This window comes from Amycolatopsis nivea (genome assembly GCF_004522235.1).
Taxonomy (GTDB): domain Bacteria; phylum Actinomycetota; class Actinomycetes; order Mycobacteriales; family Pseudonocardiaceae; genus Amycolatopsis; species Amycolatopsis nivea.
Map to the genome: position 1 here is coordinate 23,234 of NZ_SDLT01000054.1, position 25,758 is coordinate 48,991.

General features: G+C 69.7%; 23 protein-coding genes. 19 read left to right on the forward strand and 4 right to left on the reverse strand.

Annotated elements, in window-relative coordinates; translation table 11 throughout:
- Positions 1-384, reverse strand: a complete 384-nt coding sequence (locus tag EIZ44_RS40075; RefSeq protein WP_134668906.1) for a DoxX family protein — start codon at positions 382-384, stop codon at positions 1-3.
- A gap of 106 nt (positions 385-490) precedes the next feature.
- On the opposite strand from EIZ44_RS40075, the gene EIZ44_RS40080 reads away from it, so the two are divergent.
- Both EIZ44_RS40080 and EIZ44_RS40085 read left to right on the forward strand, forming a co-directional pair.
- Positions 491-1,573, forward strand: a complete 1,083-nt coding sequence (locus tag EIZ44_RS40080) for a potassium channel family protein (protein ID WP_134734145.1) — start codon at positions 491-493, stop codon at positions 1,571-1,573.
- A 518-nt stretch (positions 1,574-2,091) separates the two neighbouring features.
- Positions 2,092-2,511 carry a hypothetical protein gene (locus tag EIZ44_RS40085; protein WP_134734147.1) on the forward strand — a complete coding sequence of 140 codons (420 nt, stop codon included), beginning with the start codon at positions 2,092-2,094 and terminating at the stop codon, positions 2,509-2,511.
- Between the two features lie 85 nt (positions 2,512-2,596).
- Here the strand turns inward: EIZ44_RS40085 and EIZ44_RS40090 are convergent, their stop codons facing one another.
- Positions 2,597-3,784 (reverse strand): neutral zinc metallopeptidase, encoded by a 1,188-nt coding sequence (locus EIZ44_RS40090; protein ID WP_240691545.1) that lies wholly within the window; start codon positions 3,782-3,784, stop codon positions 2,597-2,599.
- 199 nt (positions 3,785-3,983) lie between these two features.
- Here EIZ44_RS40090 and EIZ44_RS40095 point away from each other — a divergent pair, with 199 nt between their 5' ends.
- From EIZ44_RS40095 to EIZ44_RS40115, 5 genes are read left to right on the forward strand one after another with little or no spacing between them, the layout of a single operon-like run.
- Positions 3,984-5,648, forward strand: coding sequence for a hypothetical protein (locus tag EIZ44_RS40095; protein ID WP_240690909.1), 1,665 nt, complete (start codon positions 3,984-3,986; stop codon positions 5,646-5,648).
- The gene (locus EIZ44_RS40100; RefSeq protein WP_037815816.1) at positions 5,642-6,277 is read left to right on the forward strand and encodes a DUF4129 domain-containing protein; all 636 of its coding nucleotides are present in this window, start codon (positions 5,642-5,644) and stop codon (positions 6,275-6,277) included. Before EIZ44_RS40095 ends, EIZ44_RS40100 begins: the two co-directional genes overlap by 7 nt.
- The gene (locus tag EIZ44_RS40105) at positions 6,274-7,413 is read left to right on the forward strand and encodes a DUF4350 domain-containing protein (protein WP_134734149.1); all 1,140 of its coding nucleotides are present in this window, start codon (positions 6,274-6,276) and stop codon (positions 7,411-7,413) included. Before EIZ44_RS40100 ends, EIZ44_RS40105 begins: the two co-directional genes overlap by 4 nt.
- 11 nt (positions 7,414-7,424) lie before the next feature.
- Positions 7,425-8,375 (forward strand): AAA family ATPase, encoded by a 951-nt coding sequence (locus tag EIZ44_RS40110; RefSeq protein ID WP_106961395.1) that lies wholly within the window; start codon positions 7,425-7,427, stop codon positions 8,373-8,375.
- Complete coding sequence (locus tag EIZ44_RS40115; protein ID WP_134734151.1) at positions 8,376-9,656, forward strand: DUF58 domain-containing protein; 1,281 nt, start codon at positions 8,376-8,378, stop codon at positions 9,654-9,656.
- Positions 9,657-9,713: 57 nt separating this feature from the next.
- On the opposite strand, the gene EIZ44_RS40120 is transcribed toward EIZ44_RS40115, so the two are convergent.
- Positions 9,714-10,718, reverse strand: coding sequence for a stage II sporulation protein M (locus EIZ44_RS40120; RefSeq protein ID WP_134734152.1), 1,005 nt, complete (start codon positions 10,716-10,718; stop codon positions 9,714-9,716).
- Between the two features lie 51 nt (positions 10,719-10,769).
- Between EIZ44_RS40120 and EIZ44_RS40125 the strand changes: the two genes are divergently transcribed.
- From EIZ44_RS40125 to EIZ44_RS40185, 12 genes are all read left to right on the forward strand, one after another.
- Positions 10,770-11,618 (forward strand): RDD family protein, encoded by an 849-nt coding sequence (locus EIZ44_RS40125; RefSeq protein WP_134734153.1) that lies wholly within the window; start codon positions 10,770-10,772, stop codon positions 11,616-11,618.
- A gap of 4 nt (positions 11,619-11,622) precedes the next feature.
- Positions 11,623-12,774 (forward strand): DUF2207 domain-containing protein, encoded by a 1,152-nt coding sequence (locus EIZ44_RS45000; protein ID WP_167754428.1) that lies wholly within the window; start codon positions 11,623-11,625, stop codon positions 12,772-12,774.
- The gene (locus tag EIZ44_RS40140) at positions 12,771-14,291 is read left to right on the forward strand and encodes a DUF2207 family protein (protein ID WP_134734156.1); all 1,521 of its coding nucleotides are present in this window, start codon (positions 12,771-12,773) and stop codon (positions 14,289-14,291) included. Before EIZ44_RS45000 ends, EIZ44_RS40140 begins: the two co-directional genes overlap by 4 nt.
- A 9-nt stretch (positions 14,292-14,300) precedes the next feature.
- Positions 14,301-15,593 (forward strand): M16 family metallopeptidase, encoded by a 1,293-nt coding sequence (locus EIZ44_RS40145; protein ID WP_037815800.1) that lies wholly within the window; start codon positions 14,301-14,303, stop codon positions 15,591-15,593.
- Positions 15,590-16,981, forward strand: a complete 1,392-nt coding sequence (locus EIZ44_RS40150) for a M16 family metallopeptidase (RefSeq protein WP_043834951.1) — start codon at positions 15,590-15,592, stop codon at positions 16,979-16,981. The genes EIZ44_RS40145 and EIZ44_RS40150 overlap by 4 nt, the downstream gene beginning before the upstream one ends.
- Positions 16,981-17,988 carry an NAD(+) diphosphatase gene (nudC, locus tag EIZ44_RS40155; protein ID WP_134734157.1) on the forward strand — a complete coding sequence of 336 codons (1,008 nt, stop codon included), beginning with the start codon at positions 16,981-16,983 and terminating at the stop codon, positions 17,986-17,988. The genes EIZ44_RS40150 and nudC overlap by 1 nt, the downstream gene beginning before the upstream one ends.
- 462 nt (positions 17,989-18,450) lie before the next feature.
- On the forward strand, positions 18,451-19,647 hold the full coding sequence (locus tag EIZ44_RS40160; protein WP_037816374.1) for an ROK family transcriptional regulator: 1,197 nt from the start codon (positions 18,451-18,453) through the stop codon (positions 19,645-19,647).
- A 25-nt stretch (positions 19,648-19,672) separates the two neighbouring features.
- The gene (locus EIZ44_RS40165) at positions 19,673-21,049 is read left to right on the forward strand and encodes an extracellular solute-binding protein (protein WP_037815792.1); all 1,377 of its coding nucleotides are present in this window, start codon (positions 19,673-19,675) and stop codon (positions 21,047-21,049) included.
- A complete protein-coding gene (locus EIZ44_RS40170; RefSeq protein ID WP_037815791.1) occupies positions 21,046-22,035 on the forward strand; it encodes a carbohydrate ABC transporter permease in 990 nt (329 codons plus the stop codon). Before EIZ44_RS40165 ends, EIZ44_RS40170 begins: the two co-directional genes overlap by 4 nt.
- Entirely contained in the window at positions 22,032-22,922 is an 891-nt protein-coding gene (locus EIZ44_RS40175) for a carbohydrate ABC transporter permease (RefSeq protein WP_037815788.1), read from the forward strand. The genes EIZ44_RS40170 and EIZ44_RS40175 overlap by 4 nt, the downstream gene beginning before the upstream one ends.
- Entirely contained in the window at positions 22,919-24,184 is a 1,266-nt protein-coding gene (locus tag EIZ44_RS40180; protein WP_134668889.1) for a 6-phospho-beta-glucosidase, read from the forward strand. Before EIZ44_RS40175 ends, EIZ44_RS40180 begins: the two co-directional genes overlap by 4 nt.
- Positions 24,181-25,161, forward strand: coding sequence for an N-acetylglucosamine kinase (locus tag EIZ44_RS40185; protein ID WP_134734158.1), 981 nt, complete (start codon positions 24,181-24,183; stop codon positions 25,159-25,161). Before EIZ44_RS40180 ends, EIZ44_RS40185 begins: the two co-directional genes overlap by 4 nt.
- A gap of 42 nt (positions 25,162-25,203) precedes the next feature.
- Here EIZ44_RS40185 and EIZ44_RS40190 read toward each other — a convergent pair whose 3' ends face one another.
- The gene (locus tag EIZ44_RS40190; RefSeq protein ID WP_134734159.1) at positions 25,204-25,713 is read right to left on the reverse strand and encodes an SRPBCC domain-containing protein; all 510 of its coding nucleotides are present in this window, start codon (positions 25,711-25,713) and stop codon (positions 25,204-25,206) included.
- Between the last annotated feature and the right edge of the window lie 45 nt (positions 25,714-25,758).

A 25,758-nucleotide genomic window follows, 5' to 3' on the forward strand; every position in this document is an offset into this window, starting at 1 on the left:
CTAGGCCCGATCCCGGACGGTCAACGCCCAGTTCACCAACGGCCATTGCAGCGGCAACCGAAGCCACGCCACCGCGCGGTCCCGGGCCGGGCGGCCGCGCCGCTGATAATCCAACGCCATTTTCACATTCCCCGGAAACACCCCGACGAACAGGAGCGCCGCCGCCAATCCGCCGAGCCGGCGCGTGCGCGGCATCGCGATCCCGGCGGCGACGGTCAGCTCGGCGACGCCCGACGCGTACGTCCAGGTGCGCCGGTCACCGGGCAATTCCTTCGGGACCAGCGCGTCGAACTGCTTCGGCCGGGCGAAGTGCAGGACGCCCGCCCCGGCGAGGACGGCGGCGAGAAGAAGCGCTGGACGTTGCGACGCGCGAGGCTCGGACATGCGGCAAGCCTGCCACAGCATGATCGCCGCGACGGGTGTGCGGGTGCTCCGATTGGGTTATCCTCCCGGCTGTGAGTGACGCCGAACGCGCGCGGGGAGCCGGTGCATGAAGGCCTTGAAACGGCTGCCCCTCAACGTCCGGTTGAACGACCGGCCCGACCACGAGCTCGTCGGCGTGATCCGGATGCCGGAGCTGACCGTCAGCCCGATGCGGTCGATCGTCAAGCGGATCATCGGGGCCATGCTGGCGCTGCTGGCGACGGTGCTGATCGTCTATCTCGACCGGGACGGCTACCGCGACGCGAACGGCGACGGCCTTTCCCTTCTCGACTCGCTTTATTACGCGACAGTTTCCCTCTCGACCACCGGCTACGGCGACATCGCTCCGGCCACCGCGTCTGCGCGGCTGGTGAACGTCATCGTGATCACGCCGCTGCGGGTGCTCTTCCTCATCGTCCTCGTCGGGACCACCCTGGAAGTGCTCACCGAGCGCTCCCGGCAGGCGTTCAAAATCCAGAAGTGGAGGACGAAGGTGCGTGACCACACCGTCGTCGTCGGTTTCGGCACGAAGGGCCGCTCGGCGGTCAACGCGCTGCTCGGCGACGAGGAGGTGCAGGCCAACCGCGTCGTGGTCGTCGACACCGACCAGCAGGCGCTGGACGCGGCGAGCGCGCTCGGCCTCGTCACCGTGCACGGCTCGGCGACCAGGGCGGACGTCCTGCGCGTCGCGGGCGTGCAGCACGCACGGGCCGTAGTGGTCGCGCCGAACCGCGACGACACCGCCGTGCTGGTCACCCTCACCGCGCGCGAGCTGGCCCCGAAGGCGCACATCGTGGCGTCGGTGCGCGAGGCGGAGAACGTGCACCTGCTGAAGCAGTCCGGGGCCAACCAGGTCGTGGTGTCGAGCGAGACCGCCGGGCGGCTGCTCGGGATGGCGACATCCACTCCGCTTGTAGTGGACATGGTCGAGGACCTGCTGACCCCGGAATCCGGACTGGCGATCGCCGAGCGCGGCATCGAACCGAGCGAGGAAGGCGGCTCGCCCCGGCACCTGGCGGACACGGTGCTCGGCGTGGTGCGCGACGGGGTGCTCTACCGGGTGGACGCTCCGCAGGCGGACGCGCTGGAGCCGGGGGACCGGCTGCTGTACGTCAAGAAGGTCACGCAGGTGGATCAGATCGAGCGGTGAGGTGCGGCGGGCGCGCTGGGGTTTCGCAGCGACAATGCGCATGGGCCGCCACTCGCCCGTGGCGACGGACCCGGCTCGCGATGCCGACCTTGAATTGGGAGCGAAGCCCAGGCCAGTCTCGCCAGCGGCTGCTTCGCATCGCCTGGCGGGCACCGCGAACCCGCTGCACAACGCGCTGCTGGGGAAACAGCCGCTGGGTGCACCGATCGCCGGGTTCGTCCGACGCAACCAATGCCGCGTTGGGTGGGAGGGATGCACCGGGTGCCGCGTTGGGTGCGTGCGATGCACCGAACGCCACTTTGGGTGCGTGAGATGCACCCAAAGTGGCATCGGGGCACTCGCCGAGCCAGTTCGGTGCGGGCAGAGGCGAGCGTCGGCAGGCAGCGGGCGGGCGCGACCTCGCCCGGGGTCCCCCGTGCGCGGGCACCTCACTGGGTTTTGCCCCCGGCATCTGGAAGCATGGCGTCGTGCAGGTTTCCGACCCCCCGCATAAGAGCGCGGTCAAGCGGTGGCTTCAGGTGGGCATCCCGGTCGCGGTCGGGGTGCTCGTCGTGGTCCTGGTGTGGCTCGCCGGTCCGGGGATGCTCGGCATCCGCGCGAAGTCTCCCGGTGCGCCGGTGGACGCCCAGGTCACCAAGGCCGTCGACTGTTCCGTTCCCGGGGCGGCCGAATCGGTCTCGTTCCAGCTCGGCGGCAAACCGCGGCAGGGCACCCTCGACAGTTGCGGGCACGGGAAGGACGAGCATCTCCAGGTGCTGGTCCCGGACGACGCCCCGGCGGACGGGATCGTCTCCGTCACCATGCCGGACACCTCGGCGGGCGCGCGGGACCTCCGCGCGCCGATCGCGCTGGCGCTGCTGGTGTTCGCCTGTTTCTGCGGCGGGATGTACGCGTACCTGGTGATCCGCGGTCCGGGCAAGCTCGCGCTGCTCAGCTGACGCGGCCCGGAGCACGGTCGTTGCGGCAAACCACTACATCCGTAGTGACTGGACGCGAACCACTACGGGCGCAGTGGCTGCCAGGTTAGCTGACGTCCGACGAGGAAGCGGCGAAGGTGTTGCAGTCCGCGATCCGGTTGTCCTTCGCCCCGGCGCGCCACCACTGCGCGTAGTGCGCGTTGGTGCCGTGGTCGTGGCTGCGGGAAGTGTTGTCCCCGCGGGTTTCCTGGTCGTTCCAAGCCTTGTTGTACATGTCGCGGGTGATCGTGCCGCCGCGGTCGACGTGCGCGCCCAGGAACATTCCCGAGAAGCACTGCGCTTGGAGTTCTTTGCGGCGCGACATCTCGAGGCCCTCGGGGCTGTTCTGCCCGGCCGCGTAGATCTTCTGCCACGCGGCGTCCATGATGCCCGCGACTTCCTGCACGTGGTGGCCGTACTCGTGCGCGAACAGCGCCAGGTAGACGCCGGGATTGTTGCCGTACTGGTCGGTCTGCAGGCCCTTGAACGGAACGTACAGATTGTTCTCGCAGTAGTACGCCGCGGTGGCGATGCCGACCTGGATGGTGCCGCATTCGGTGTCGAAGCTCGGGCCGGTCGGGAAGTGCAGCGCGGGCGGCGTGAACGGGAGGTTGTAGGACTCGAGGAACGGGCCCCACGCCGCGTCGAGGCATTTGCTCGCGGCGGTGAAGAAGGCTTCGGCGCCGTCCTGCGTGCTCGTCCACGGCGGGAGGTTGCAGACGCGGTTCTGCAGGCCGGCGTTGGGATCCTGCAGGATCGGGTGGTCGGCCAGCTTGAGGATCTTGTGCGGGCCGGCGCTGGTCGAGGTGCTCGGGCTTTCCGATGGACTGCTCGGCGAGCTCGAAGGGGCGGACGAGCCGCTGGTCGGCGGCAGTTCGTAGGCGGACGACGGCGACGGCGGCGCGGCCTGGTAGCCGGCGTTGCTCGGCCCCGACCCGCGGTTCAGCGAAACGATCGCCACGACGCCCAGCGCCAGCACCGCGACCGCGCCGAGGCACAGCCCGACGATCAGCCCGGTCGGCTTGCGCGGCGGCACCGGATAGGACGGCGGCGGCTGCTGCCACGGCGGCCCCTGCGGCGGCGGGCCCTGAAACGGCGGTTGCTGCCCCTGGTACGGACCCTGTCCAGGCTGGGCCTGGTAGCCGCCTTGCGCCTGGCCCGGGTACTGGCCCGGCGGCACCGGTCCTTGACCCGGCACCGGCGGGGGTTGAACGGTCCCGCGTGGCGGCACCTGGCCGTAGGGCGGTTGCGTCATCAGGGCAGTCCCGGTGGGTCTCGGCGCGGGCCGGGCGTCCCCCGGCTTGCCGTTCAGCATATCGGGGGACGCCCGGCCCGCCGCAGCACTTCGCCGGACTGGCTTCCCGTCCGGACGTCCCCCCAGGTCTGGCCGGGTGCGGACGGCTCTGGAAGAGTGACGGCAGCAACCGCAAGGGCCGTGCAGACGAGGGGCTCCGATGACAAATTCACCCGGTTCGCCCGGGCCGGGGGACGACACGCCTACGCCGAGCCGGGGCTTCGCCGCTCCCGATCCGGACGCGTCCGCCGCCACCCCGCCGGAGACCGGCGAAACGGACACCTCGTCCGCGCCGTCCGGCACGAGCGCCGGAATTTCGTCGTCCGCCAGCCAAAACGCCGCTTCGACCGGGACGAATCCGGCTGCCGGGACGAACCAGACCGGCGCGGATTCTTCGGCTGGCAGCGAAAATCCCGCTGGTGCGACGCCACCGTCGAGCGGCTCGAGCGGCGGGGCTTCGCCTTCGGCCGGTGAGAATCCGGCGTCGTCGCAGCCGGGCTGGGTGAGCCCGGGTGGTGCGACGCCGCAGTCGAGCGGCTCGAGCGGTTCGGTCGGTGGGAGTTCGCCTTCAGCCGGTGAGAATCCGGCACCGTCGCAGCCGGGCTGGGTGAGCCCGGGCGGCGCGACATCTCAGCCGAGCGGCGAAAGCGTGACTTCGCAGCCGGGCAGCGAAAGCCCCGCTGGCACGACGTCGCAGTCGAGCAGCGAAAGCTCCGGCGCGACCCCGGAGCCGGGCAGCGAGACCTCGGCCGGATCGGCTTCGTCCCCCGGCGCGACCCCGTCGCAGCCCGGTGCGTTCCCGCCGCCCGGCGGGACTCCGCCTCCGGCAGGCGGCGGGCAGTGGCAATCCCCGGGCCAGCAACCGCTTCCGCAGTACCCGGGCGGCGGCTACGGCCGTCCCGGCGCGGGCTGGGGCCCGAACGGGCTGGGCAAACCGGGCGTGATCGCGTTGCGTCCGTTGAACGTCGGCGACATCCTCGACGGCGCGATCACCGCGATCCGCCGGTATCCGCTGCTGATCCTCGGGGTGTCCGCGGTCGTCGCGGTGATCTCGGCGGGGCTGAACCTCGTCGCGTCGCTGTGGCTGGTTCCCGATTTCAACCGGGTCGCCCAGCTCGGCCCGGCCGCGACTCAGCAACAGCAGCTCGACGCGGCCTACAGCCTGCTCGGCTCGGCGCTCACCTCGCTGCTGCCCGTCCTCGTGATCTCCATGCTGACGCAGACTTTCCTCACCGGCTTCCTCACCGTGGTGATGGGCAAGGCGGTGCTCGGCCGTCCGGTCGACTTCGGCTCGGCGATGCGCGAAGCCGCGCCGCGTCTGCTGCCGCTGCTGGCGGTCACCGTCCTGTACACGTTGGCCACGATGGTCGCGGCGGTGTTCTGCCTGATCCCGGCCGTGCTGCCGTACGTGTTCTGGTCGCTCGCCGGTCCGGCGCTGGTGCTGGAACGCGGCACCATCGGGCAGGCGTTCACGCGGTCGCGGCAGCTCGTGGCCGGGATGTTCTGGCGGGTGTTCGGGGTGCTGCTGCTGGCGGCCGTGATCAGCTGGCTGATCTCGGCGATCATCGGCATTCCGTTCAGCCTCGGCTCGGGCGCGTTCAGCGGCATCTTCGACCCGCAGGCGACCCTGCCGACGGTGACGACCGGCGGCCTGGTGCTGCAGTCGGTGGGCAAGGTGATCGCGGAGACGATCGTCATGCCGTTCACCGCGCTGGTCACCGTGGTGCTCTACATCGACCAGCGGATGCGCCGCGAGGGCATGGACATCGAACTGGCCAGGGCAGCGGGCATCCAGCCGCCGCAACCGCCGCGGCAGGCGTGGTGATCGGCTTCCTCGCCGACGTCCCGGTCGACATCGACCGGGACCCCGCCCGGCTGCGGGCGATCCAGGAACTCACCGATCCCGGTTACGCGGCCGCGCGGCCGGGGGTGCTCGAACGGTTCTGGCAATGGCTCGGACAGCGGATTTCCGAGCTGTTCGACGCGTTGTCCGGAGTGCCCGGCGGCCCGCTCGGCCTGCTGCTGGTGGTGGCGCTGCTGATCGTGCTGATCGTGGTCGTGCGGCTGCGGGTCGGCAAGGTCGGCCGGGCGGCGAAAACGTCCGGCGAGGTGTTCAGCGGACGGCGGCGAACGGCGGACGAGTACCGGAAAGCCGCCGAGGAAGCCGCCGCTCGCGGCGATTTCGCCGACGCGGTGCGGGATCGGTTCCGCGCGCTGGTGCGGGGAATGGAAGAACGCGCGCTGCTGGACGTCCGCTCCGGCCGGACCGCCGACGAGGCCGTCGCCGAAGCCGGGAGGTTCCTGCCGGACCTGGCTGTTGACCTCATCGCCGCCGCGCGGCAGTTCGACGACGTGCACTACGGCGGACGGCCGGGCACCGAATCCGGCTACCGCACATTGTCCGAATTGGACGATCGCGTCCGGCGTGCCCGACCGGTACTGGCGGACGCATGAGCACGGCCGTTTCGCCGGATCTGCGCCGAATTTGGCGCGGTGCCCGGGTTCCGCTCGCGCTGCTCCTGCTGATCGTGATCATCGCACTGGCCATTGTGCTCAGTCGTGGCAAACAGACCAGCGGCGAGTTCGACCCCGGTTCCTACGAACCGCGCGGAAGTCACGCGCTCGCGCATTTGCTGGAGCAGCAAGGCGTTCAGATCCGCGCCGCGCATTCGCTTGCCGAAGCGCGCGAGGCCGCCGACGGCGGAACACTGCTGATCACCAACCCGCAGTTGGTGCCCGCGAACGGGTTGGCCGATCTGCGCCGCCGGGTCGCGCACCTCGTGCTCGTCGCGCCCGGCTCGACCGCGCTGGACATGGCTGCGCCGACTGTTTCCTCGGCGGGGGCGGGAGACATCCGTACGCTGCAACCGGATTGCACGGTCGGCGCGGCGGTGAGCGCGGGTTCGGTCACGCTCGGCGGACGCCATTACCGCACGGACGACAAGACTGCGCGCGCCTGCTATCGCGACGGCGGTGAACCGACTTTCGTGCAACTGGCCGACCGGACTGGCACCGTGACCGTGCTCGGCTCGGCGGAAGCGTTCACCAACGACCAGATCGCCAAGGAAGGCAACGCGGCGTTCGGCATGCGGCTGCTGGGCGATCACCGGCAGCTGATCTGGTACGTCCCGTCCACAGAGGACCCCGCACTGGACAGCGAGAAGAAGCCCTTCGTCGACCTGATCCCGCCGGGCTGGCGATACGGCGCGCTGACCGTAGGGATCGCGATCGTCCTGTTCGCACTGTGGCGCGCGCGACGGCTCGGGCCGGTGGTGCGGGAACCGCTGCCGGTGGTCGTGCGGTCGGCGGAAACGGCGGAGGGCCGGGCCCGGCTGTACCGGCGGGGCGGCGCGACCGGGCACGCGGCGGAAACCTTGCGCGAGGCGGCCCGGACGCGGCTGCGAAAGAGACTGGGATTACCGCGTGACGCCGGTCCGCCCGCGGTGGTGGAGACGGTGAGCGCGCGGACCGGCCGGGCGCCGAACGAGGTCGGGGCGGTGCTGTACGGCCCGTCGCCGTCCGACGAGGCGGCGCTGGTGCGGCTGGCGGACGAATTGGACGCGGTGGAACGAGAGGTGGAGCGTTCTTGAGTACCGAACAGATGCAGGACGCGCGGGCGGCCCTGATCGCGTTGCGCACCGAGGTCGGGAAGGCCGTGGTCGGCAACGACGCGGCCGTCACCGGGCTCATCCTCGCGTTGCTCTGCCGGGGGCATGTGCTGCTGGAAGGCGTTCCCGGCGTCGCGAAAACGTTGCTGGTGCGGGCGTTGGCGGCGTCGCTGGACCTGAAGACGACACGCGTGCAGTTCACGCCGGACCTGATGCCGGGCGACGTCACCGGGTCCATTGTGTACGACGCGCACAGCGGCGAGTTCTCGTTCCGTGAGGGCCCGGTCTTCACGAATCTGCTGCTGGCCGACGAAATCAACCGGACGCCGCCGAAGACGCAGTCGTCGCTGCTGGAGGCGATGGAGGAGCGGCAGGTGTCGATCGACGGCACCTCGCGTCCGCTGCCGGATCCGTTCGTCGTGGTCGCGACGCAGAACCCGGTGGAGTACGAGGGCACCTACCCGTTGCCCGAGGCACAGCTGGACCGGTTCCTGCTGAAGCTGACCATGCCGGCTCCGTCGCGCGAGGACGAGATCGGCATTCTTTGGCGGCACGCACAGGGTTTCGACCCGCGCGACCTCGCCGCCGCGGGCGTCCGTCCGGTCGCCGGCGCGGCGGATCTCGCTGCCGCGCGGGAAGCGGTCGCGAAGGTGACCGTCGGCCCGGAAGTGATCGGCTACGTCGTCGACCTCTGCCGTGCGACGCGGGAACTTCCGGCCGTGCGCATCGGCGTTTCTCCGCGTGGCGCAACGGCTTTGCTCGCCGTGACGCGTGCGTGGGCGTGGCTGTCCGGTCGGGATTACGCGACGCCGGACGACGTCAAGGCACTCGCCCGTCCCGCGCTCCGGCACCGGCTCGACGTGCGGCCCGAAGCCGAACTCGAAGGCGTGACCGCGGACGGCGTCCTCGACCGGGTGCTGGCGTCCGTGCCGGTGCCGCGCTAAATGGCCGTCACCGGGCGGCTCGGGCTGCTGGCGCTCCTGGGAGCGCTGGTGGTCGGGCTGCTGTTCCCGTCCGGCACCGGCGTCGCGGTCGTGGTCGCGGTGCTGCTGGTGCTGGTCGTCGTGGACCTCGTCCTGGCCGGGAATGTGCGAGCGCTGCGGTTTTCGCGCAGCGGCACCACTTCCGTCCGGCTGGGGGAGCCCGCCGAGGTCACGCTGACCGTCACGAATCCCGGCGGACGCACCGTTCGCGGTTCGCTGCGTGATGCCTGGCCGCCGAGCGCCGGTGCCGACGATCGGCACGCGCTCGCGGTTCCTTCCGGTGAACGGCGTGCTCTCGTCACCCGGCTGCTGCCGACTCGCCGCGGCGACCGTATTGCGGCCCGGGTGACCGTACGCGCGGTGGGCCCGCTGGGGCTGGCCGCGCGGCAGGGTTCGCACGAGGTGCCGTGGACGGTTCGCGTTCTGCCGCCGTTCCACAGCCGTAAGCATCTGCCTTCGCGGCTGGCTCGGCTGCAGCAGCTGGACGGCCGCAACGCGGTGCTGATTCGGGGCCAGGGAACGGAATTCGATTCCTTGCGCGAGTACGTCATCGGCGATGATGTCCGGTCGATCGACTGGCGCGCCACGGCCCGCGCGTCGGACGTGATGGTGCGGACGTGGCGTCCGGAACGCGACCGGCAGGTCGTTTTGGTGCTGGACACCGGCCGCGTTTCGGCGGGCCGGGTCGGCGACGCGCCCCGCTTGGACGCGGCGATGGACGCGGCGCTTTTGCTGGCCGCGCTGGCTTCCCGCGCGGGGGACCGGGTCGATCTGGTGGCTTACGACCGGCGGGTGCAGGCTTCGGTGCCGAACGCTTCGACGCCGTCTTTGGTGAACGCGTTGGCGACGATCGAACCGTCACTGGTGGAGACGGACGCACGGGGCATGGTGGCGGAAGTGCTGCGCCGGACCCGTCGGCGGGCTTTGGTGGTGCTGCTGACCGGGTTGGAACCGGCACCGTTGCAGGAGGGGCTGTTCCCGGTACTGGGGTCGTTGACCGCACGGCACGAGGTGCTGGTGGCTTCGGTGGCGGACCCGCGGGTGGCGGAGATGGCGGCTTCGCGGGGTTCTGCGGAGGCGGTTTACGACGCGGCCGCGGCTGAGCGGGCGTTGGCGGACCGGGAGTCCTCGGTGGCGTGGCTGACCCGGCACGGGGTTGGGGTGGTGGACGCGGTGCCGGAGGAGTTGCCGCCCGCTCTTGCCGACCGCTACCTGGCCCTGAAAGCCGCAGGCCGGTTGTAGGTCCGTGAAGGGCTCCTCGAGGGAATCTAGGTCCCTCAAGGAGTCCTTCACGGACTTCTACCCAGCTTCGGGAAGCGCGTCTCCGGCAGCCCTCCGGTCCACGTCCCCGGTTTCGCCGCCCAGCGCGGCTCGACGTCCCAGCGTGAACACGTACGTCAAGAACAGCAGCTCCACCACCGCCCCGATGCCGATGCGCAGCCACGTCGGCCACCCCGACGGCGTCACGAACGCCTCGATCACCCCCGACACCAGCAGCACGCACGCCAGTCCCAGCGCCATCACCACCACCGAACGGCCCTGTTCGGCCAGCGCCGCGCTGCGCGACCGGCGGCCCGGATCCACCACCGTCCAGCCGAGTTTCAGTCCGGTCCCGGCCGCGATGAACACCGCCGTCAGTTCCAGCAGGCCGTGCGGCAGGAGCAGGCCCAGCAGGACATCGCCGCGGCCCGCTGAGGACATCAGGCCGATCGCGACCCCGGCGTTGAGCGAGTTCATCCACAGCGCGGCGATCACCGGCAGGCCGAGCGCGACGCCCAGGAACAGGCACGTCGCCGCCACCCACGCGTTGTTCGTCCACACTTTCGCCGCGAACGACGCCGCTGGGCCGTTCGAGTAGTACGTCTCGTATTGGCCGCCGGGCGCGGTCATCGCCTTCACCTCGTCCGGCGAGACCAGCGACGCGCGCACCTGCGGGTCGCCCGCGATCCACACGCCCAGCACCGCCATCACCGCGACCGACAGCAGCGCCGCCGGGATCCACCAGCGGCGGCTCAGGTACACCGCGGCCGGGAAGCGGTGGGTGAAGAAGAGCCCGACCTCGCGCCACGCCGGGCTGTGCGAACCGGCGACCGCCGAACGGCCGCGCGCGACCAGCGCCGACAGCCTCGCCAGCAGGGCCGGGTCGGGTGCGGTCGAGCGGATCATCGACAGATGCGTCGCCGCCCGCTGATAGAGCATGACCAGCTCGTCTGCCTCCTGACCAGTCAGCCTGCGCCGTCCGGCCAGTTCGCCGAGCCTGCTCCACTCCGCGCTGTGCGCCGCGACGAACACGTCGACGTCCACCGGCCACCTCCTCTCCCGCCAGGATAGAGGCAGGCGCTCTACGCTGGCCTCGTGCAGGAAGAGTCCGATCTCGTCACCGGTGAGGCCGTCGTCCTCGACCTGCGGGTGGCGAAGCTCGCCAGCCGCGCGGTCGCGATGCTGCTCGACGTCCTCGTCCAGGCCGCGTTGCTGCTGCTCGTGCTCGTCGCGCTGATGCTGACCGCGGGGTCGTTCGACTCGGCGCTCACCGTCGCGCTGATGCTGACCGTGTTCGTGCTGGTGGTGATCGGCTATCCGGTGCTGTTCGAAACGCTCAGCCGCGGCCGTTCGCTCGGCAAACTCGCGCTCGGCCTGCGCGTGGTGCGCCTCGACGGCGGCCCGATCAGCTTCCGGCACGCGCTGACCCGCGCGCTCGCCGGTTTCTTCGTCGACTTCTGGGCGCTCGGCTTTCTCGGCGCGGTGGCCGTCATCGTGTCGCTGACGTCGTCGAACGGCCGGCGCGTCGGCGACTACCTCGCGGGCACCCTGGTGATCCGCGAACGCGTGCCGCAATCCGCGCAGGCGATTCTCGCGGTGCCGCCCGGTCTGGAGGCGTGGGCCGCGCACTTCGATCTCAGCGGACTCACCGACGACCTCGCCATGGCCGCCCGTCAGTACCTCGGCCGCTACCACGAACTGCGCCCGGAAGCGGCCGCGTCGCTCGGTTTCGGCCTGGCGCAGCAGGTTTCCGCGGCGATCGGGGTGCTGATGCCGTACGGGATGCCGCCGTGGGTGTTCCTCACCGCGGTGCTGGCCGAACGCCGCAACCGCGACCACGCCCGGCTCGCGCCGATGCACTACGGCCCGCCCGCTTCCGCTCCGCCGCCGGTTCCGCCTCCGGCGCCGCCGAAGTCCGACAACCCCTTCACCCCGCCGAGCTGAGGACATGCTCGCCGACGACGTCACCGTCACCACCGCGCAGGACGGTCAGCTCACGGTCATCGAGCGCATCGTCACCGACGCCCCAGCCGTCCACCGCATCGCCGAACGCGTCCCGGTCACCGACGACGAGGACCGGCTTTACTCGATCACCGATCTGCAGGTCTCCGGTGCCGCTGCCGCCGATGGAACGACGGTCACGGTCACCGGGCCGGCGACCGTGAAGTACACAGTGGACGGTGCGGTCGCGGCTGGGCAGGTCCGGTTTCAGCTCACCGGAGGCTGGGATCGGACGGTTGATCGGGTCACTGCCGCCTTCAGCGGGCCGGAAGTGTCCACTGCGGATTGTTACGCCGGTCAGCCGGGATCGTCTCGGCAATGCACGTTCTCGGAACTCCGAAGCGGGGGAGCGCATGCCGAACAGAACGGTCTGCGCCAAGGGGAACGGATCGACCTGGCGGTCCAAACCGGACCGTTGCCGGACAACGCCCGCTTTGTCCCGACTGGACCGCTGGCTGTTTTCGCGCCAGGACTTCCGACCGTTCTCAGTGGTCTCGCGTTAGTGCTCTACCTGCTCGTCGGTGCCAGTGTGCTGCGTCGCCGCACCCGGCCGCGCGGCGAACTCGACCTCACCGGCACGGTCCTCGACCTCGTCGCTCGCGGGCATCTGCACATCGCCGACGGACAGGTCAGCCATGGCGAAGCCGATCCGCTCACGCCGTTCGAGCAGGCAGTCAAGACCGCCTTCCCGCCGGGTCCGCTCGCTGCCGCGCGGCCGGATCAGGATGAGCTGCGCGCCCTTCTCGACGCCGAAGCGCATCGCCAAGGCTGGCTTTCCGCGAGGCAACCGCTCGTCCGCTGGGCCGGGCTCATCCTTGCCGCTGCGGGCATCATGACGACCGTCGTCCTCGTCCTCGTCCTCGTCCTCGTCCTCGTCCTCGCCCTCGCCCTCGCCCTCGCCCTCGCCGTCGGCGAGGCGCTGATCGGCGTCGCGCTCCTGATCGCTGGAATCGCCACCTTCGCCGCCGCTCCGCTGGTTCAACCCCGCCGTGGCCGCGCGTTGGGGACTCCTGCCGGACGAGGCGAATCACCGTTGGCGGCAGAGATCGGTGCGATCCAAGCCATGGCCGAACGACGCTCGGCGGTGTCCGCGCAATGAAACTCGCCGCGCTGCTGTTGATCCCGTTCCTCTCCGCGACACCCGCTGCGGCGCAAGATCAGCCGTCGCTGCCCGGCTTGCCGCAGAGCGTCGAAGTGGCCCTGAAAGTCCAGCGCGACGGCAGCCTCTCCGTCACCGAGGCGGTCTCGGTACCGCGCGACACCTCGATGACCCGTACCATTCCGTTGCGCGCCAACGACCGCGTGCTCGGCATCCACGACATCAGCATCGAAGGCGCGGGCAACGCCGAATCCGGCAACGACCAGGTGACCTTCTATCTGCGTGGCGGAACGTCCGTGCTTCGGTACACAGTGGACGGTGCGGTCGGCACGAGCCTCGGCGTCGAGCACGTGACCTGGGACGTCGCCGGCGGCTGGGACACCCGCCTCGAACTGGTCCGCGCGACCTTCGCCGCGCCCGCCATCCCGGACGCGCTCAGCTGCCTCGCCGGTCCGCCCGGTTCGACGACCCGCTGCGGTGCCGCGCAGATCGACCACTCCGGCCTGACCCGCGTCTCGGTGCCGAAACTCGAGCCCGGCTCCCGCGTACAGCTGACCGCCGAACTCCCCGGCGGCACCGTCGCCGCAACCGAGAAGCTCATCCCCAGCGGCCCCTTCGCCGCGACCGCGCCAGTGTGGTGGGCCTGGCTGGCCTTCGCCGTCCTGTCGATCGCCGGTGCCGTCGCGGTGTACGTACGCCGCCGACGCGACCAACAGCCCGGCCACGCCACCCCCGTACAGCTTCTCGACAACGGCCGCTTCTCTTCGCCGGACGGCGTGCTCCCTGGGCACGTAGGGCTGCTTCTCACCGGACGCGTCAGCTCCGTCGACCTAGCCGCGACAGTGCTGGACCTATGCGTCCGTAACTACCTATGGGTCAGCGAAGAAGGCCCGCGCAACTGGGTCCTCGTACGCCGCAACCCACCCGACGAACACCTCACGGCCTTCGAGCGCGCGGTGTACACAGCCGCCGTGCCCGGCGAAGCCGCGACGCTCGCCGAAGTCCGCGAAGCGGGCGTACGCGAACTAGCCGCCGACACTGTCCGTCGCGGCTGGCGCTCCCCGAAGCGACTGTCGAAGATCGGCCCGCGGCTATGTGGGTACGGCGTTTTCCTCACCGTCCTGCTGGCCTTCACCGTCGGTTACGCACAACTCGGGTTGGTGCTTCTCGCCACCGGCATCGTGGTGACGGCAGCCGCGCGTCTCCTGCCGGAGCGGACGAAGGCCGGACTGGACCTCCGAGACCGCCTTCTCGGCCTTAACGCACAGCTGCGCACGATGGAAGCGCCGGACGACGAACTGCTCGGCTCTCGCGCGCTCCCGTACGCGTACGCGCTGGGGGAAGCAGACGCTTGGCTAGTTAACGCTTGTTCGCTGTCGGCGTACTGGTACGGCAGCTCCGGCGAGGACGCCGTGCCGTTGGCGCGGACCAGCGGATTCGTGACCGCACTGACCGTCGCGTTCGAGGGCGTGAGGGACCTCCGACCGGACGAGCCGAAGACGCCCGCGCCTGCGTAGGGTGGAGGCATGGCCGATCCCGAGCTCTTCCGTTTCACGATCGACAACGGTCTGCGCGTGGTGCTCGCTCCTGACCCGACCGCGCCGGTGGTCGGGGTCAGCGTGCACTACGACGTGGGCTTCCGCTCCGAGCCGGAGGGGTTGACCGGTTTCGCGCACCTCTTCGAGCACCTGATGTTCCAGGGCAGCGAAAGCCTGGAGAAACTGGCGCACTTCCGGCACGTGCAGTCCAGCGGCGGCACCTTCAACGGTTCCACGCACCCGGACTACACCGACTACTACGAGGTGCTGCCCGCCGCGGCGCTGGAACGCGCGCTGTTCCTCGAGGCCGACCGGATGCGCGCGCCGAAGCTGACCGCGGAGAACCTGGCGAACCAGATCGAGGTCGTCAAGGAGGAAATCCGGCTGAACGTGCGCAACCGGCCGTACGGCGGATTCCCGTGGATCCTGCTGCCGCCGGTGCTGTACTCCACTTTCGCCAACGCGCACGACGGCTACGGCGCCTTCGAAGACCTCGAGGGCGCGACGCTGGACGACTGCGCCGCCTTCTTCGACACCTTCTACTCGCCGGCCAACGCGGTGCTGACCGTCGCGGGCGACTTCGAGGTGGAAGAGGCGAAGGCGCTGGTCCAGAAGCACTTCGGCGACGTCCCGCACCGGCCGGCCCCGGTCCGTCCGTCGTTCTCCGAGCCGCTGCCCACCACGCAGCTGAACGGCGAGCACACCGACCCGCACGCGCCGCTGCCCGCGCTGGCCGTCGGCTACCGGATGCCGGACCCGATCAACGACCTCGACGGCTACCTCGCGTACCTGGTGCTGGCGGGCGTGCTCACCGACGGTGACGGTTCGCGGCTGCAGCAGCGGCTGGTGCACGTCGAACCGCTGGTGGTCGACGTCGGCGCGGGCGCCGGGCTCTTCGGCCCGTTCGAGGCGCGCGATCCGGACACGTTCACCATCACCGCGATCCACCCGCCGGACGTGCCGCGCGAGCGCGTGCTGGCCGCGCTGGACGAGGAGCTGGAGAAGCTCGCGTCCACGCCGCCGGACGACCAGGAGCTGAAGAAGGTCACCGCGCGCTGGGCGGCGAGCCTGCACGCGGAGCACGACCGGCTCGTGTCGCGCACCCTGGCGCTCGGCGCGTTCGAACTGCTCTACGGCGACGCGTCGCTGGTCTACCAGCTCGCCGACCGCCTGTCCGCGGTCTCCGGCGAGGCTGTGTCGGCGGCGGCGAAGGCGCTGCGCCCGGACGCGCGCGCCGTGCTCGTCGTGAAGCCCGCAAGCACCGAAGGGACGGAACAGTGACCTCGGCTGAACAGGTCAAAGCCGCACACCGCAGCGCCGAGGAGATCGGCCGCACCGCCGCCGGACCGCGTCCGCTGCCCGCGCTGGGGCACCAGCGCGCCGCCGCCGATCTGTCCCATGTGGACACCACGCTGTCCAACGGGCTGCGCGTGCTCGCGGTGCGCAAGGCGAGCGTCCCGATGGTCGAACTGCGGCTGTGGATCCCGTTCGCGGGCGAGGACCGGATGCACGCGGCCACCGCCGAGGTGCTCGCGGAAACCGTGCTCACCGGCACCGCGCGGCGCGACCGGGTGGAAATCGACGCCGAGGTCGCGCTGATCGGCGGCGACCTCAACGCGGGCGTGGACCCGGAGCGGCTGTACTTCGGTGGCACCGCGCTGTCCGACGGTTTGCCGACGCTGCTGGACGTGCTCGGCGACGTGCTCACCGGAGCCACGTACGGCGACGCGGAGGTCGCGCGCGAGCGAGAGCGGCTGATCGAGCGCATCGCGGTGTCGCGGACGCAGCCGCGCACCATCGCGCGCGAAGCACTGCAGAAGCACCGGTACGGCGACCACCCGGCCACTCGTGAGGTCCCGCAGGCCGAGGACGTCGCCGAGGTGACTCCCGAGCAGGTGCGCGCGCTGCACAACGCTTCGGTGCTGCCGCGCGGCGCGGTGCTCGTGCTGGTCGGAGACCTTGACCCGCAAGAGGTTCCGGCCGAACTGGAGCGCGCGCTCGGCGGCTGGAAGTCGGACCGTTCGGCCGTGGTGCTGCCGCCGCTGCCCGCGCTGACCGGCGGCAACGTCCTGCTGGTTCCGCGTGCCGGCGCGGTGCAGTCGCAGATCCGGCTGTCCGCGCAGACGGTGCCGCGCGTCGACCCGCGGTACCCGGCGCTGCAGCTGGCGAACCTGGCGTTCGGCGGATACTTCTCCTCGCGGCTGGTGGAAAACATCCGCGAGGACAAGGGATACACCTACGGCGCGCACTCGGGCTTCGAGTTCACCGGCGACACCGCAGTGGTCAATGTGGACGCGGACACCGCCAACGAGGTCACCGCGGCTGCGTACCTGGAAACCCGCTACGAGCTGTTCCGGCTCGGCACCGTGCCGCCGACGGCCGAAGAGGTCGAATCGGTGCGGCAGTACGCGATGGGCTCGCTCGTCACCGGCACGTCGTCGCAGGGCGGGCTCGCCGGGCAGCTGATGGCGCTGGCCTCGAACGGCCTCGGCATCGAATGGCTGCAGAGCCACCCGGAGCGGCTCGCGGCGGTCACCGCGGAGCAGGTCGCCGAAGCCGCGGCGGAGTTCTTCGCGCCGGGCCGCTTCACCGGAGTCGTGGTCGGCGACGCGGACCTGCTCGCGCCGAAGCTGGCCGCGCTCGGAGTTTCCACCAGCGAGAAGGACTGATGAGCGTTCCGTTCGAACTAGGGGCACTGCCGACCCTGTCGCGTTCCACAGTGGACCGGCAGGAAACCTTGCGCACCAACCCGGAGCGGCTCGCCGCGAAATGGTCGGAAGCCCGCGTGGTGCTGCTCGACGACACCGGCCGCACGCCGGTCCTCGAGGGCGGCTCATCGCTGGCCACCCGCAAGGCGATGGACTTCGGCACCGAACCGCCCGCCGACGCGGTGTTCCTCGGCGAGTGGGAGGACGTCGACTACTGGTCGCTGCCCGGCTCCATCGAGGGCGACGTCGACAGCGTCCGGCTGGCGGGCAGCTGGGGCGTGATCGAAGAGGTCCCGCGCGCCAACGGCGAGCTGTGGGTCGAGCTGCGCGGCTACGGCGAGCAGCTGGACGACACGTCGGCCGGGCTGTTCACCACCGCGCAGGCGCTGCGGCACTGGCGGCGGCAGTCGCGCTTCTGCACCCGCGACGGCTCGCCGACGCAGCTGATCCAGTTCGGCTGGGCCAGCCGCTGCGAAGCCAAGGGACACGAGGAATACCCGCGCACCGACCCGGCGGTGATCTGCCTGGTGCACGACCTCGACGGCGTCAACGGTTCGCACGTGCTGCTCGCGCGCCAGCCGATCTGGCCGCCGGACCGGTATTCGGTGCTCGCCGGATTCGTGGAGGCGGGGGAGTCCCTGGAGGGCTGCGTCGTCCGCGAAATCCGCGAGGAGGCCGGGATCGAGGTCGGGGACGTGCGGTATCTCGGCAGCCAGCCGTGGCCGTTCCCGCGCTCGATCATGCTGGGCTTCACCGCGCGCGCGGACCGCAACGCGCCGCTGGTCCCGGCCGAGGGCGAGATCGAGGAAGCGCTGTGGGTGTCCCGTGAGGACGTCCGGGCCGCGTTCCGCAACGCCGGAACCGGGGTGCCGACGCCGATCGCCGGTGGCGCGTCGAATCTGCTGCTGCCGGGGAACTCGTCGATCGCCCGCGTGATGCTGAAAGCGTGGGCGGAAGCCGAGGAGTAACGGACGGGCGCGGGCCCAGGCTATGGGCTCGCGCTGGTCCCGGTTTTGTCCGTGAAGGGCTCCTTGAGGGAATCTGATTCCCTCAAGGAGCCCTTCACGGCTTTCGGGGTCGGCAAGGTCTGTGAGGGCCACNTTTCGGGGTCGGCAAGGTCTGTGAGGGCCACCCTGAGGGAATCAGATTCCGTGAGGGTTCCCCTCACGTACCGCGAACCCGGGTGCAGCGTGGTCCACGAGTTCCCGGACCACCTCGGCTGCTGGTCCGCCGCCGTGCACGATCCGCGCTCGGTGCGTCACCCTGCGCCTAGCGCGGACATCCCGCGGTATCAAGCCGTTACCGCGCTGTTTCCCGAGCCCATTGACGCCGTGTGGCCGCGCTCACTACAGTCCCGGAAAACCGTCTGTAAAGTTTCCTAATAAAGGAGCAGCCAGGTGCGAGCCGGCAGTCCGCGAACGTTGCGCGAGATGAACGACCGCGCGGCGATCGAGGCGTTGCTGCGGAACGGGCCGCTCACGCGGGCCGAGCTGGAGGCCGCCATCGGGTTGTCCAAGCCCGCCACCGCGCAGCTGCTCACCCGCCTTGAGCAGGACAATCTCGTCGGCAAAGCCGGGGAGCGCGCCGGCGGCGGACGCGGGCCGCGCGCCCAGCTGTGGGCGGTCAACGGCGCTCTCGCGCACGTCGCGGCCGTCGACCTCACCCCGCGGGTCGCGGACTTCGTGGTCGCCGACGTCGCCGGGGCGGTGCTCGCCGAGTACCGCGTGCAGCTTCCGGTGGCCGAGGACGCCGATGTCGTCGGCTCGTTCGGGCAGGCGCTGCGCCGGGTCACCAAGGCCGCGGGCATGCAGCTCGACGATCTGGCCAATGTGGTCATCGGCGCGCAGGGCGCGTTCGACCCGCGCACCGGATTGCTGTCCTCGGCCCCGCACATCCCGGGCTGGCTCGGATTCAACGTGCCGAAGCGGCTGAGCGACGAACTCGGCGTGACGGTCAAGATCGAAAACGACGTAAACCTTGTCGCCGTTGAGGAAATGACCGTCGGCAACGCGCAGGACGTCGACGACTTCGTGCTGGTGTGGCTGTCCGAGGGCGTCGGCGGCGCGGTCGTCATCGGACGGCGGCTGCTGCGCGGCGCGACTGGTGGCGGCGGCGAGATCGACTGGATGCGCGTTCCCGATCCGGCCACTGTGGACACTGGCGACAGCTGGCCGTCGGCCGGAGCCCGATACGGCAACCTGGTCGACTCGTCCGCGATCGTCCGGCTCGCCAAGGCGCACGGCATCTCCGCGGACAGCGGATGGGACGCCGTCACCCAGGCGCGACGCGTTGCTCACCAAGGGTTCCTGGACGATCTCGCGCGGCGCGTCGCCAGCGGGGTCGCCAGCCTCGTCGCGGTCGCCGACCCGCAGCTCATCCTGCTGTGCGGCGAGACCAGCCGCGCCGGCGGCGACGAGTTCGCCGGGATCGTCGCGGAAAAACTGCACGAACTTGTCCTGCCGCGCACGCCGGTCGGCGTCGCTTCGGTGCAGGGCAACGCGGTGCGCGCCGGTGCGCTGCAATCCGCGCTCGCCACCGCCCGTGAGGACGTCTTCGGCGTCGTCACCCCCACGCTCCTCGGGCCGCGTCGGTCCGCCGGAGAGCAAGCCCCGTCCCCGACCGAGTAGACCCACTCGATGGACAGGAGGGTTCATGTCCGCTCCCACCCGCATCCGGGGTCTCGCGCGCAAGCGCGGATCCCTGGTGCTCAGCGCTCTCGCGGCGAGCACGCTGCTGGCGACCGCCGCGTGCGGCGCCGCCGCGCCCGCAGGCGGCGGTGACGCCGCGGCCCCGCCGAACAAGGACGACAAGCTCACCATCACCGTCTACAGCAAGTTCACCGACCGCGAGTACGGCGTGGTCACGAAGGCGCTGGACAAGCTCAAGGCGAAGTTCCCCAACATCACCATCAAGCACGAGGGGAACCAGGACGACGACAAGCTCACCCAGTCGATCCGCGGCGGCAACCCGCCGGACGTGGCGATCTCGTTCTACACCGACAACCTCGGCGCGTGGTGCTCGACCGGCAGCTTCCAGGACCTGAAGCCCTACCTCGAGCGCGACAAGATCGACCTCGAGCAGATCCCGCAGGCGGTCCGCGACTACACGTCGTACCAGGGCAAGCGGTGCGCGATGCCGATGCTCGCCGACGTGTACGGATTCTTCTACAACAAGACGCAGTTCGCGGCCAAGGGCATCGCCGGCCCGCCGAAGAACACCACCGAACTGTTCGAGGACGTCAAGAAGCTCACCGAGTTCAACCCGGACGGTTCGATCAAGACCGCGGGCTTCCTGCCGTCGATGCCGTTCTACGCCAACCAGGCGCAGTACTGGGCGCCGAACTTCGGGGCCAAGTTCATGGGCCCGGACGGGAAATCGTCGCTCGCTTCCAGCCCCGGCTGGAAGGAGATGTTCCAGTTCCAGAAGAAGCTCATCGACTTCTACGGCGGGCACGAGAAGGTCGAGAAGTTCAAGGCCGGCCTCGGTGACGAATACTCGAAGGACAACGGTTTCCAGACCGGCAAGCTTTCGATGATCTACGACGGCGAATTCCGCACCGCGTTCATCAAGGACCAGGTGCCCTCGCTCGACTACGGCACCGCGCCCGCGCCGGTGCTCGACAGCCTGGCCGGCCAGTACGGCGGCGGGTTCGGCACCGGCACGATCATCGCGATCCCGAAGGGCGCGAAGAACCCCGGCGCGGCGTGGGAGCTGATCAAGCAGGCCTCGCTCGACACCGACACCCTCGTCGAGATGGCCAACGGCCTGAACAACGTGCCCAGCACGAAGGATTCGCTGAACTCGCCGAACCTGAAGATGCCGCCGCAGTTCAAGACCTTCACCGACATCTACAACAGCGGCAAGCTGGTCGCCAACCCGACGACGCCGATAGGCGACGCGTTCCTCAAGGCGGTCAACGACTTCGCCGAGAAGTGGCAGGCCGGGTCGGTGCCTGATCTGGACGCGGGCCTCAAGAAGGTCGACGCGCAGATCAACGACGAACTGGCGCAGAAGGGCGCCGGCGGATGACCACGCTGACCGCAGCGGAAACCGGAACCCCCTCCGCGCCGAACCAGGCGCGGCGGGGGTCTCCCCGGGCCAAGCGCAGGCGCACGGTGTTCTGGTTCATGGCGCCGGCGACCATCGGGTTCCTCATCTTCTTCGCCTACCCGCTCGGCGCGACGCTGTTCTACTCGTTCACCCGCTACGACCTGATCAACCCTCCGCAGTGGATCGGGTTCGACAACTACGTGCGCATGTTCACCAGCGAGCCGCTGGTGAAAACCGCCGCGTACAACACGTTGTGGCTGGTGATCATCCTGACCGTCTGCCGGGTGCTGTTCTCGCTCGGCGTCGCGTCGGTGATTTCGCGGCTGAAGTCGGGCGTCGGCATCGTCCGCACGCTCTGCTACCTGCCCGCGCTCGCCCCGCCGGCGGCCGCGACGCTCGCGTTCGTCTTCGTGTTCAACCCGGAATTCGGTCCGGTGAACCGGTTCCTGCGGTTCGTGGGCATCGACGGCGGATTGTGGTTCAACAGCCCGGAAATGTCGAAGCCCGCGCTGACTCTGCTCGCGCTGTGGGGTTCGGGCGAGCTGATGATCATCATCCTGGCCGCGTTGCTGGACGTCCCGCAGGAGCAGTACGAGGCCGCGGAACTCGACGGGGCCGGCCCGGTGCGCCGGTTCTGGCACGTGACGCTGCCGTCGATCTCTCCGGTGCTGCTGTTCGGCGTGGTCAACTCGATGATCTACGCACTGCAGTTCTTCACCCAAGCGATCGTCGCCGCGTCCGCTTCCGCGGGCACCGCGGACGTCGCGGGGAACTCGAAACTGATCGGTGCGCCGGAAAACTCGACGCTGACGTATCCGATCTGGCTGTACGTACAGGGTTTCCGGTACTTCAACATGGGTTACGCGGCGGCGATGGCCGTGCTGCTGTTCCTGGTTTCCGCGGGCTTCACCTGGATTCTCGTGCGGCAGATGCGTAAGACGCAACATCAGGAGGACGGAGCATGACGACGCTTTCGGCACCGCCGCGTCCGGCTCCTCCGGTGCATCCGCGGGAGAAGTTCAAGCGGCGCTGGGACAAGAAACTGTCCTTTGTGGCCACGCACGCGGTCGGCATCGCACTCGGCGTGATCTTCATGCTGCCGTTGCTGTTCGTCTTCCTCACCTCGGTGATGAAGAGCGACCAGGCGATGACGTCGAGCCTGTGGCCCACCGAATGGCATTTCGAGAACTTCGTCGAGGTGTTCCGGAAGGCCCCGTTGCTGGAGTACTTCGGCAACAGTTTCCTGTATTCGGCGCTGGCGACGATCGGGGCGCTGGTCTCGGCGATCCCGGCGGCGTACGGGCTGGCGAAACTGCGGTGGCGCGGGCAGAACCTGTGCTTCATGCTCGTCGTGGTCGCGATGATGCTGCCGCCGCAGGTCACCGTCGTCCCGCTGTACGACCTGTGGGTGCGGCTCGGGTTCACCGGCACGCTGGTGCCGCTCATCGTGCCGTACTTCTTCTTCGACGCCTTCTCGATCTTCCTGCTGCGGCAGTTCTTCCTCACCATTCCGAAGGACTACCTCGAAGCGGCGAAGATCGACGGCTGCAACGAGTTCCGGGTGCTCACGCGGGTGCTGATCCCGATGGCGAAGCCGGGGATCGCGGCCACCGCGATGTTCTGCTTCCTGTTCACCTGGAACGACTATTTCGGCCCGCTGCTCTACACGGGCGAGAACAAAGACAACTGGCCGCTTTCACTGGCGATCGCGTCCTTCCGAGGCATGCACCACGTCGAATGGAACCTCACGATGGCCGCCACCGCGCTGATCATGCTGCCGGTGATCGTGCTGTTCGTGTTCGCGCAGAAGTCGTTCGTCAAGGGCATCACGTTCACGGGAGTCAAGGGATGAAACTGGCAGTGGTCGGCGGTGGGTCCACCTACACGCCGGAGCTGATCGACGGCATCGCCGGACGGCGGGCCTCGCTCGACGTCGACGAGATCGTGCTGATCGACCCGGACGCCTACCGGGTCGAGGCGGTCGGCGATTTCAGCCAGCGGCTGCTGAACCACGCGGGGCATTCGGCCCGCGTGCGCACGACGGCGAACCTCGAGGACGGCGTCGACGGCGCGTCGGCGGTCCTGATTCAGTTGCGTGTCGGCGGTCAGAAGGCACGCGCGTCGGACGAGACGTTCCCGCACATGTGCGGTTGTGTCGGCCAGGAGACGACCGGTGCGGGCGGTCTGGCGAAGGCGCTGCGCACGGTGCCGGTGGTGCTCGACATCGCCGAACGCGTGCGCAAGGTCGCCGGTGACGACACCTGGATCGTCAACTTCACCAACCCGGTCGGCATCGTCACCCGTGCGCTGTTGCAGGAGGGGCACCGCGCGGTCGGCCTCTGCAACGTCGCGATCAACCTGCAGCGCAAGTTCGCGAAGCTGCTCGGTGCTTCGACCGGCGACGTCAAGCTGGTCCACACTGGACTGAATCACCTGAGCTGGGAGCGCGGCGTCCTGGTCGACGGCGTCGACCGGCTGCCGGAACTCCTTGCCCAGCACGCGGAATACCTCGGCGAGGAGGTCAGCGTTCCGGTCGAGTGGATGCAGCGGATGCAGGCAGTGCCGTCGTACTACCTCAAGTACTACTACTCGCACGACGCGCAGGTCGCGAAGCAGCAGACCGAGCGTCCGCGCGCCGAGGTGGTCAGCGACGTCGAGGAAGAACTGCTGAAGATCTACCTCGACCCGGAGCAGGTCACGAAGCCGGAATCGCTGGAGAAGCGCGGCGGTGCCTACTACTCGGAGGCGGCGGTGCAGCTCGTGCACGCGCTCACTTCGGGCGGTGCCGCCGAGGAGCACGTGGTGAACGTCCGCAACAACGGCACGTTCGATTTCCTCCCGGACGACGCGGTGATCGAGGTTTCGTCCACTGTGGATTCCGCGGGCGCGACCCCGATTCCGCAGTCTCCGGTGGACCCGCGGTTCGCCGGGCTGATCGCCGGGGTCACCGCGTACGAGTACCTGGCTCTGGACGCCGCGATCAAGGGCGGCCGGGACCGGGTCGCGGACGCGCTGCTCGCGCACCCGCTGGTCGGCCAGTACACCAAGGCGGACCAGCTCGCGGACGAACTCGTCGCACGCAACCGGGATTTCCTGCCCTGGGCGCGGGCATGAGCGACACCGTCGTCGCGATCGACGGGGGGAACAGCAAGACCGAGGTGCTGGTGGTTTCGCGGGACGGCGTCGTGCTCGGCGCTTCCCGCGGCCCCGGCGTTTCTCCCCAGCGGGTCGGAGTCGACGGATGCGTTGCCGCACTTGAGGAGTTTGTCCAGGAAGCCCTCCGCTCCGGCGGCTTGCCCGCTGAACCGCCGTTCGCCGTGCACACCTCGGCGTACCTGGCGGGCCTCGACTTCCCCCGGGAAGAAGCGGCACTGCACAAGGCTTTGTCGGCACGCGGGTGGAGTTCCACTTTGGACGTCGGCAACGACGTGCTCGCGCTGCTGAGGGCGGGAAGTTCCGACGGCACCGGGGTAGCGGTGGTGTGCGGCGCTGGGATCAACGGCGCTGGCTTCGCCCCGGACGGCCGGTCCTACCGTTTTCCCGCCCTGGGCAAGGTTTCCGGCGACTGGGGCGGCGGCTACCGGCTAGGTGAGGAGGCCCTGTGGTGGGCCGTCCGCGCCGAGGACGGCCGGGGTCCGCGGACAGCGCTGGAATCGGCGGTCGCGGAGTATTACGGTGCCTCGACGCTGCTGGATGTGGTACAGGGCCTGCACTTCGAGGAGATCGACGCCGCCTCGATCCACGGCCTCTGCCCGCTGCTGTTCGAGGTGGCCGCGGCTGGCGACGAGGTCGCGCAGGACGTGGTGACGCGGTTCGCCGAGGAAGTGAGCCTGCTGGTGGCCGCGATCATGCGCCGCCTGGACCTCACGACGTCGGCCCCCGAGGTCATCCTCGGCGGCGGCGTGCTGACCGGCGTCGGCGCGTCCGTGATCGCGGACATCGAACGCCGCTGCTTGAAGGTGGCGCCGCGGGCGCAGGTGCGCGTGGTGGAGGTGAACCCAGTGGTCGGAGCCGCACTGTTCGGCTTGGACAAGCTCGGGGCTTCCGACGACGCGAAGGCTGCGTTGAAGGCCGCGACGCAACGCGCGTGAGTTTTGGGGTGGCTGCTCGAAAGCAGCCACCCCACCCTCGCCTCAGGCGGTGAGGTTCTTCCCCGTCTCGAGCACGGACTTCAGGTCGGACAACACCCACGCCCAGCCGCCGCCTGCGTTCTCGCCCGGACCGGCGTTGATGTCTTCGTGCTGGCCGGACACGAGCGCCGCGTGGTTCGGTGCGCCGGTGACGTCGTGGGTGACGGTGAGCCGGGTGCCCGCGGTCTGGGTTTCCTCGATGTCGTAGGTGAGCGTGGTGTACGGCTCGGCCACGAGGCTCGGGTCCATCTGCAGTTTCCAGGTGATCACCAGCTTGCGCGGCGGATCGACCTCGAGCACTTCGCCGTCGAGGAGATCATTGGTGACGCCCAAATCGATGAACTCTTGCGTCGGCCTGGCGCGGTGCTTGCCGCCGCGCTTGAGGTCGAACTCGGCCAGGCCGGTGTAGCCGTACTTCGCGGTCCATTCCGGCTTGGTGACGGCGTCCCACACCGCCTGCGGGGAGGCCTTGATGTAGACGCGGTTGACCAGCACAGTCGTGGTGTCGCTCATGGTCCGGGCCCTACCTTTCTGTTTGGGTCTGAATCGGCGTTCGTA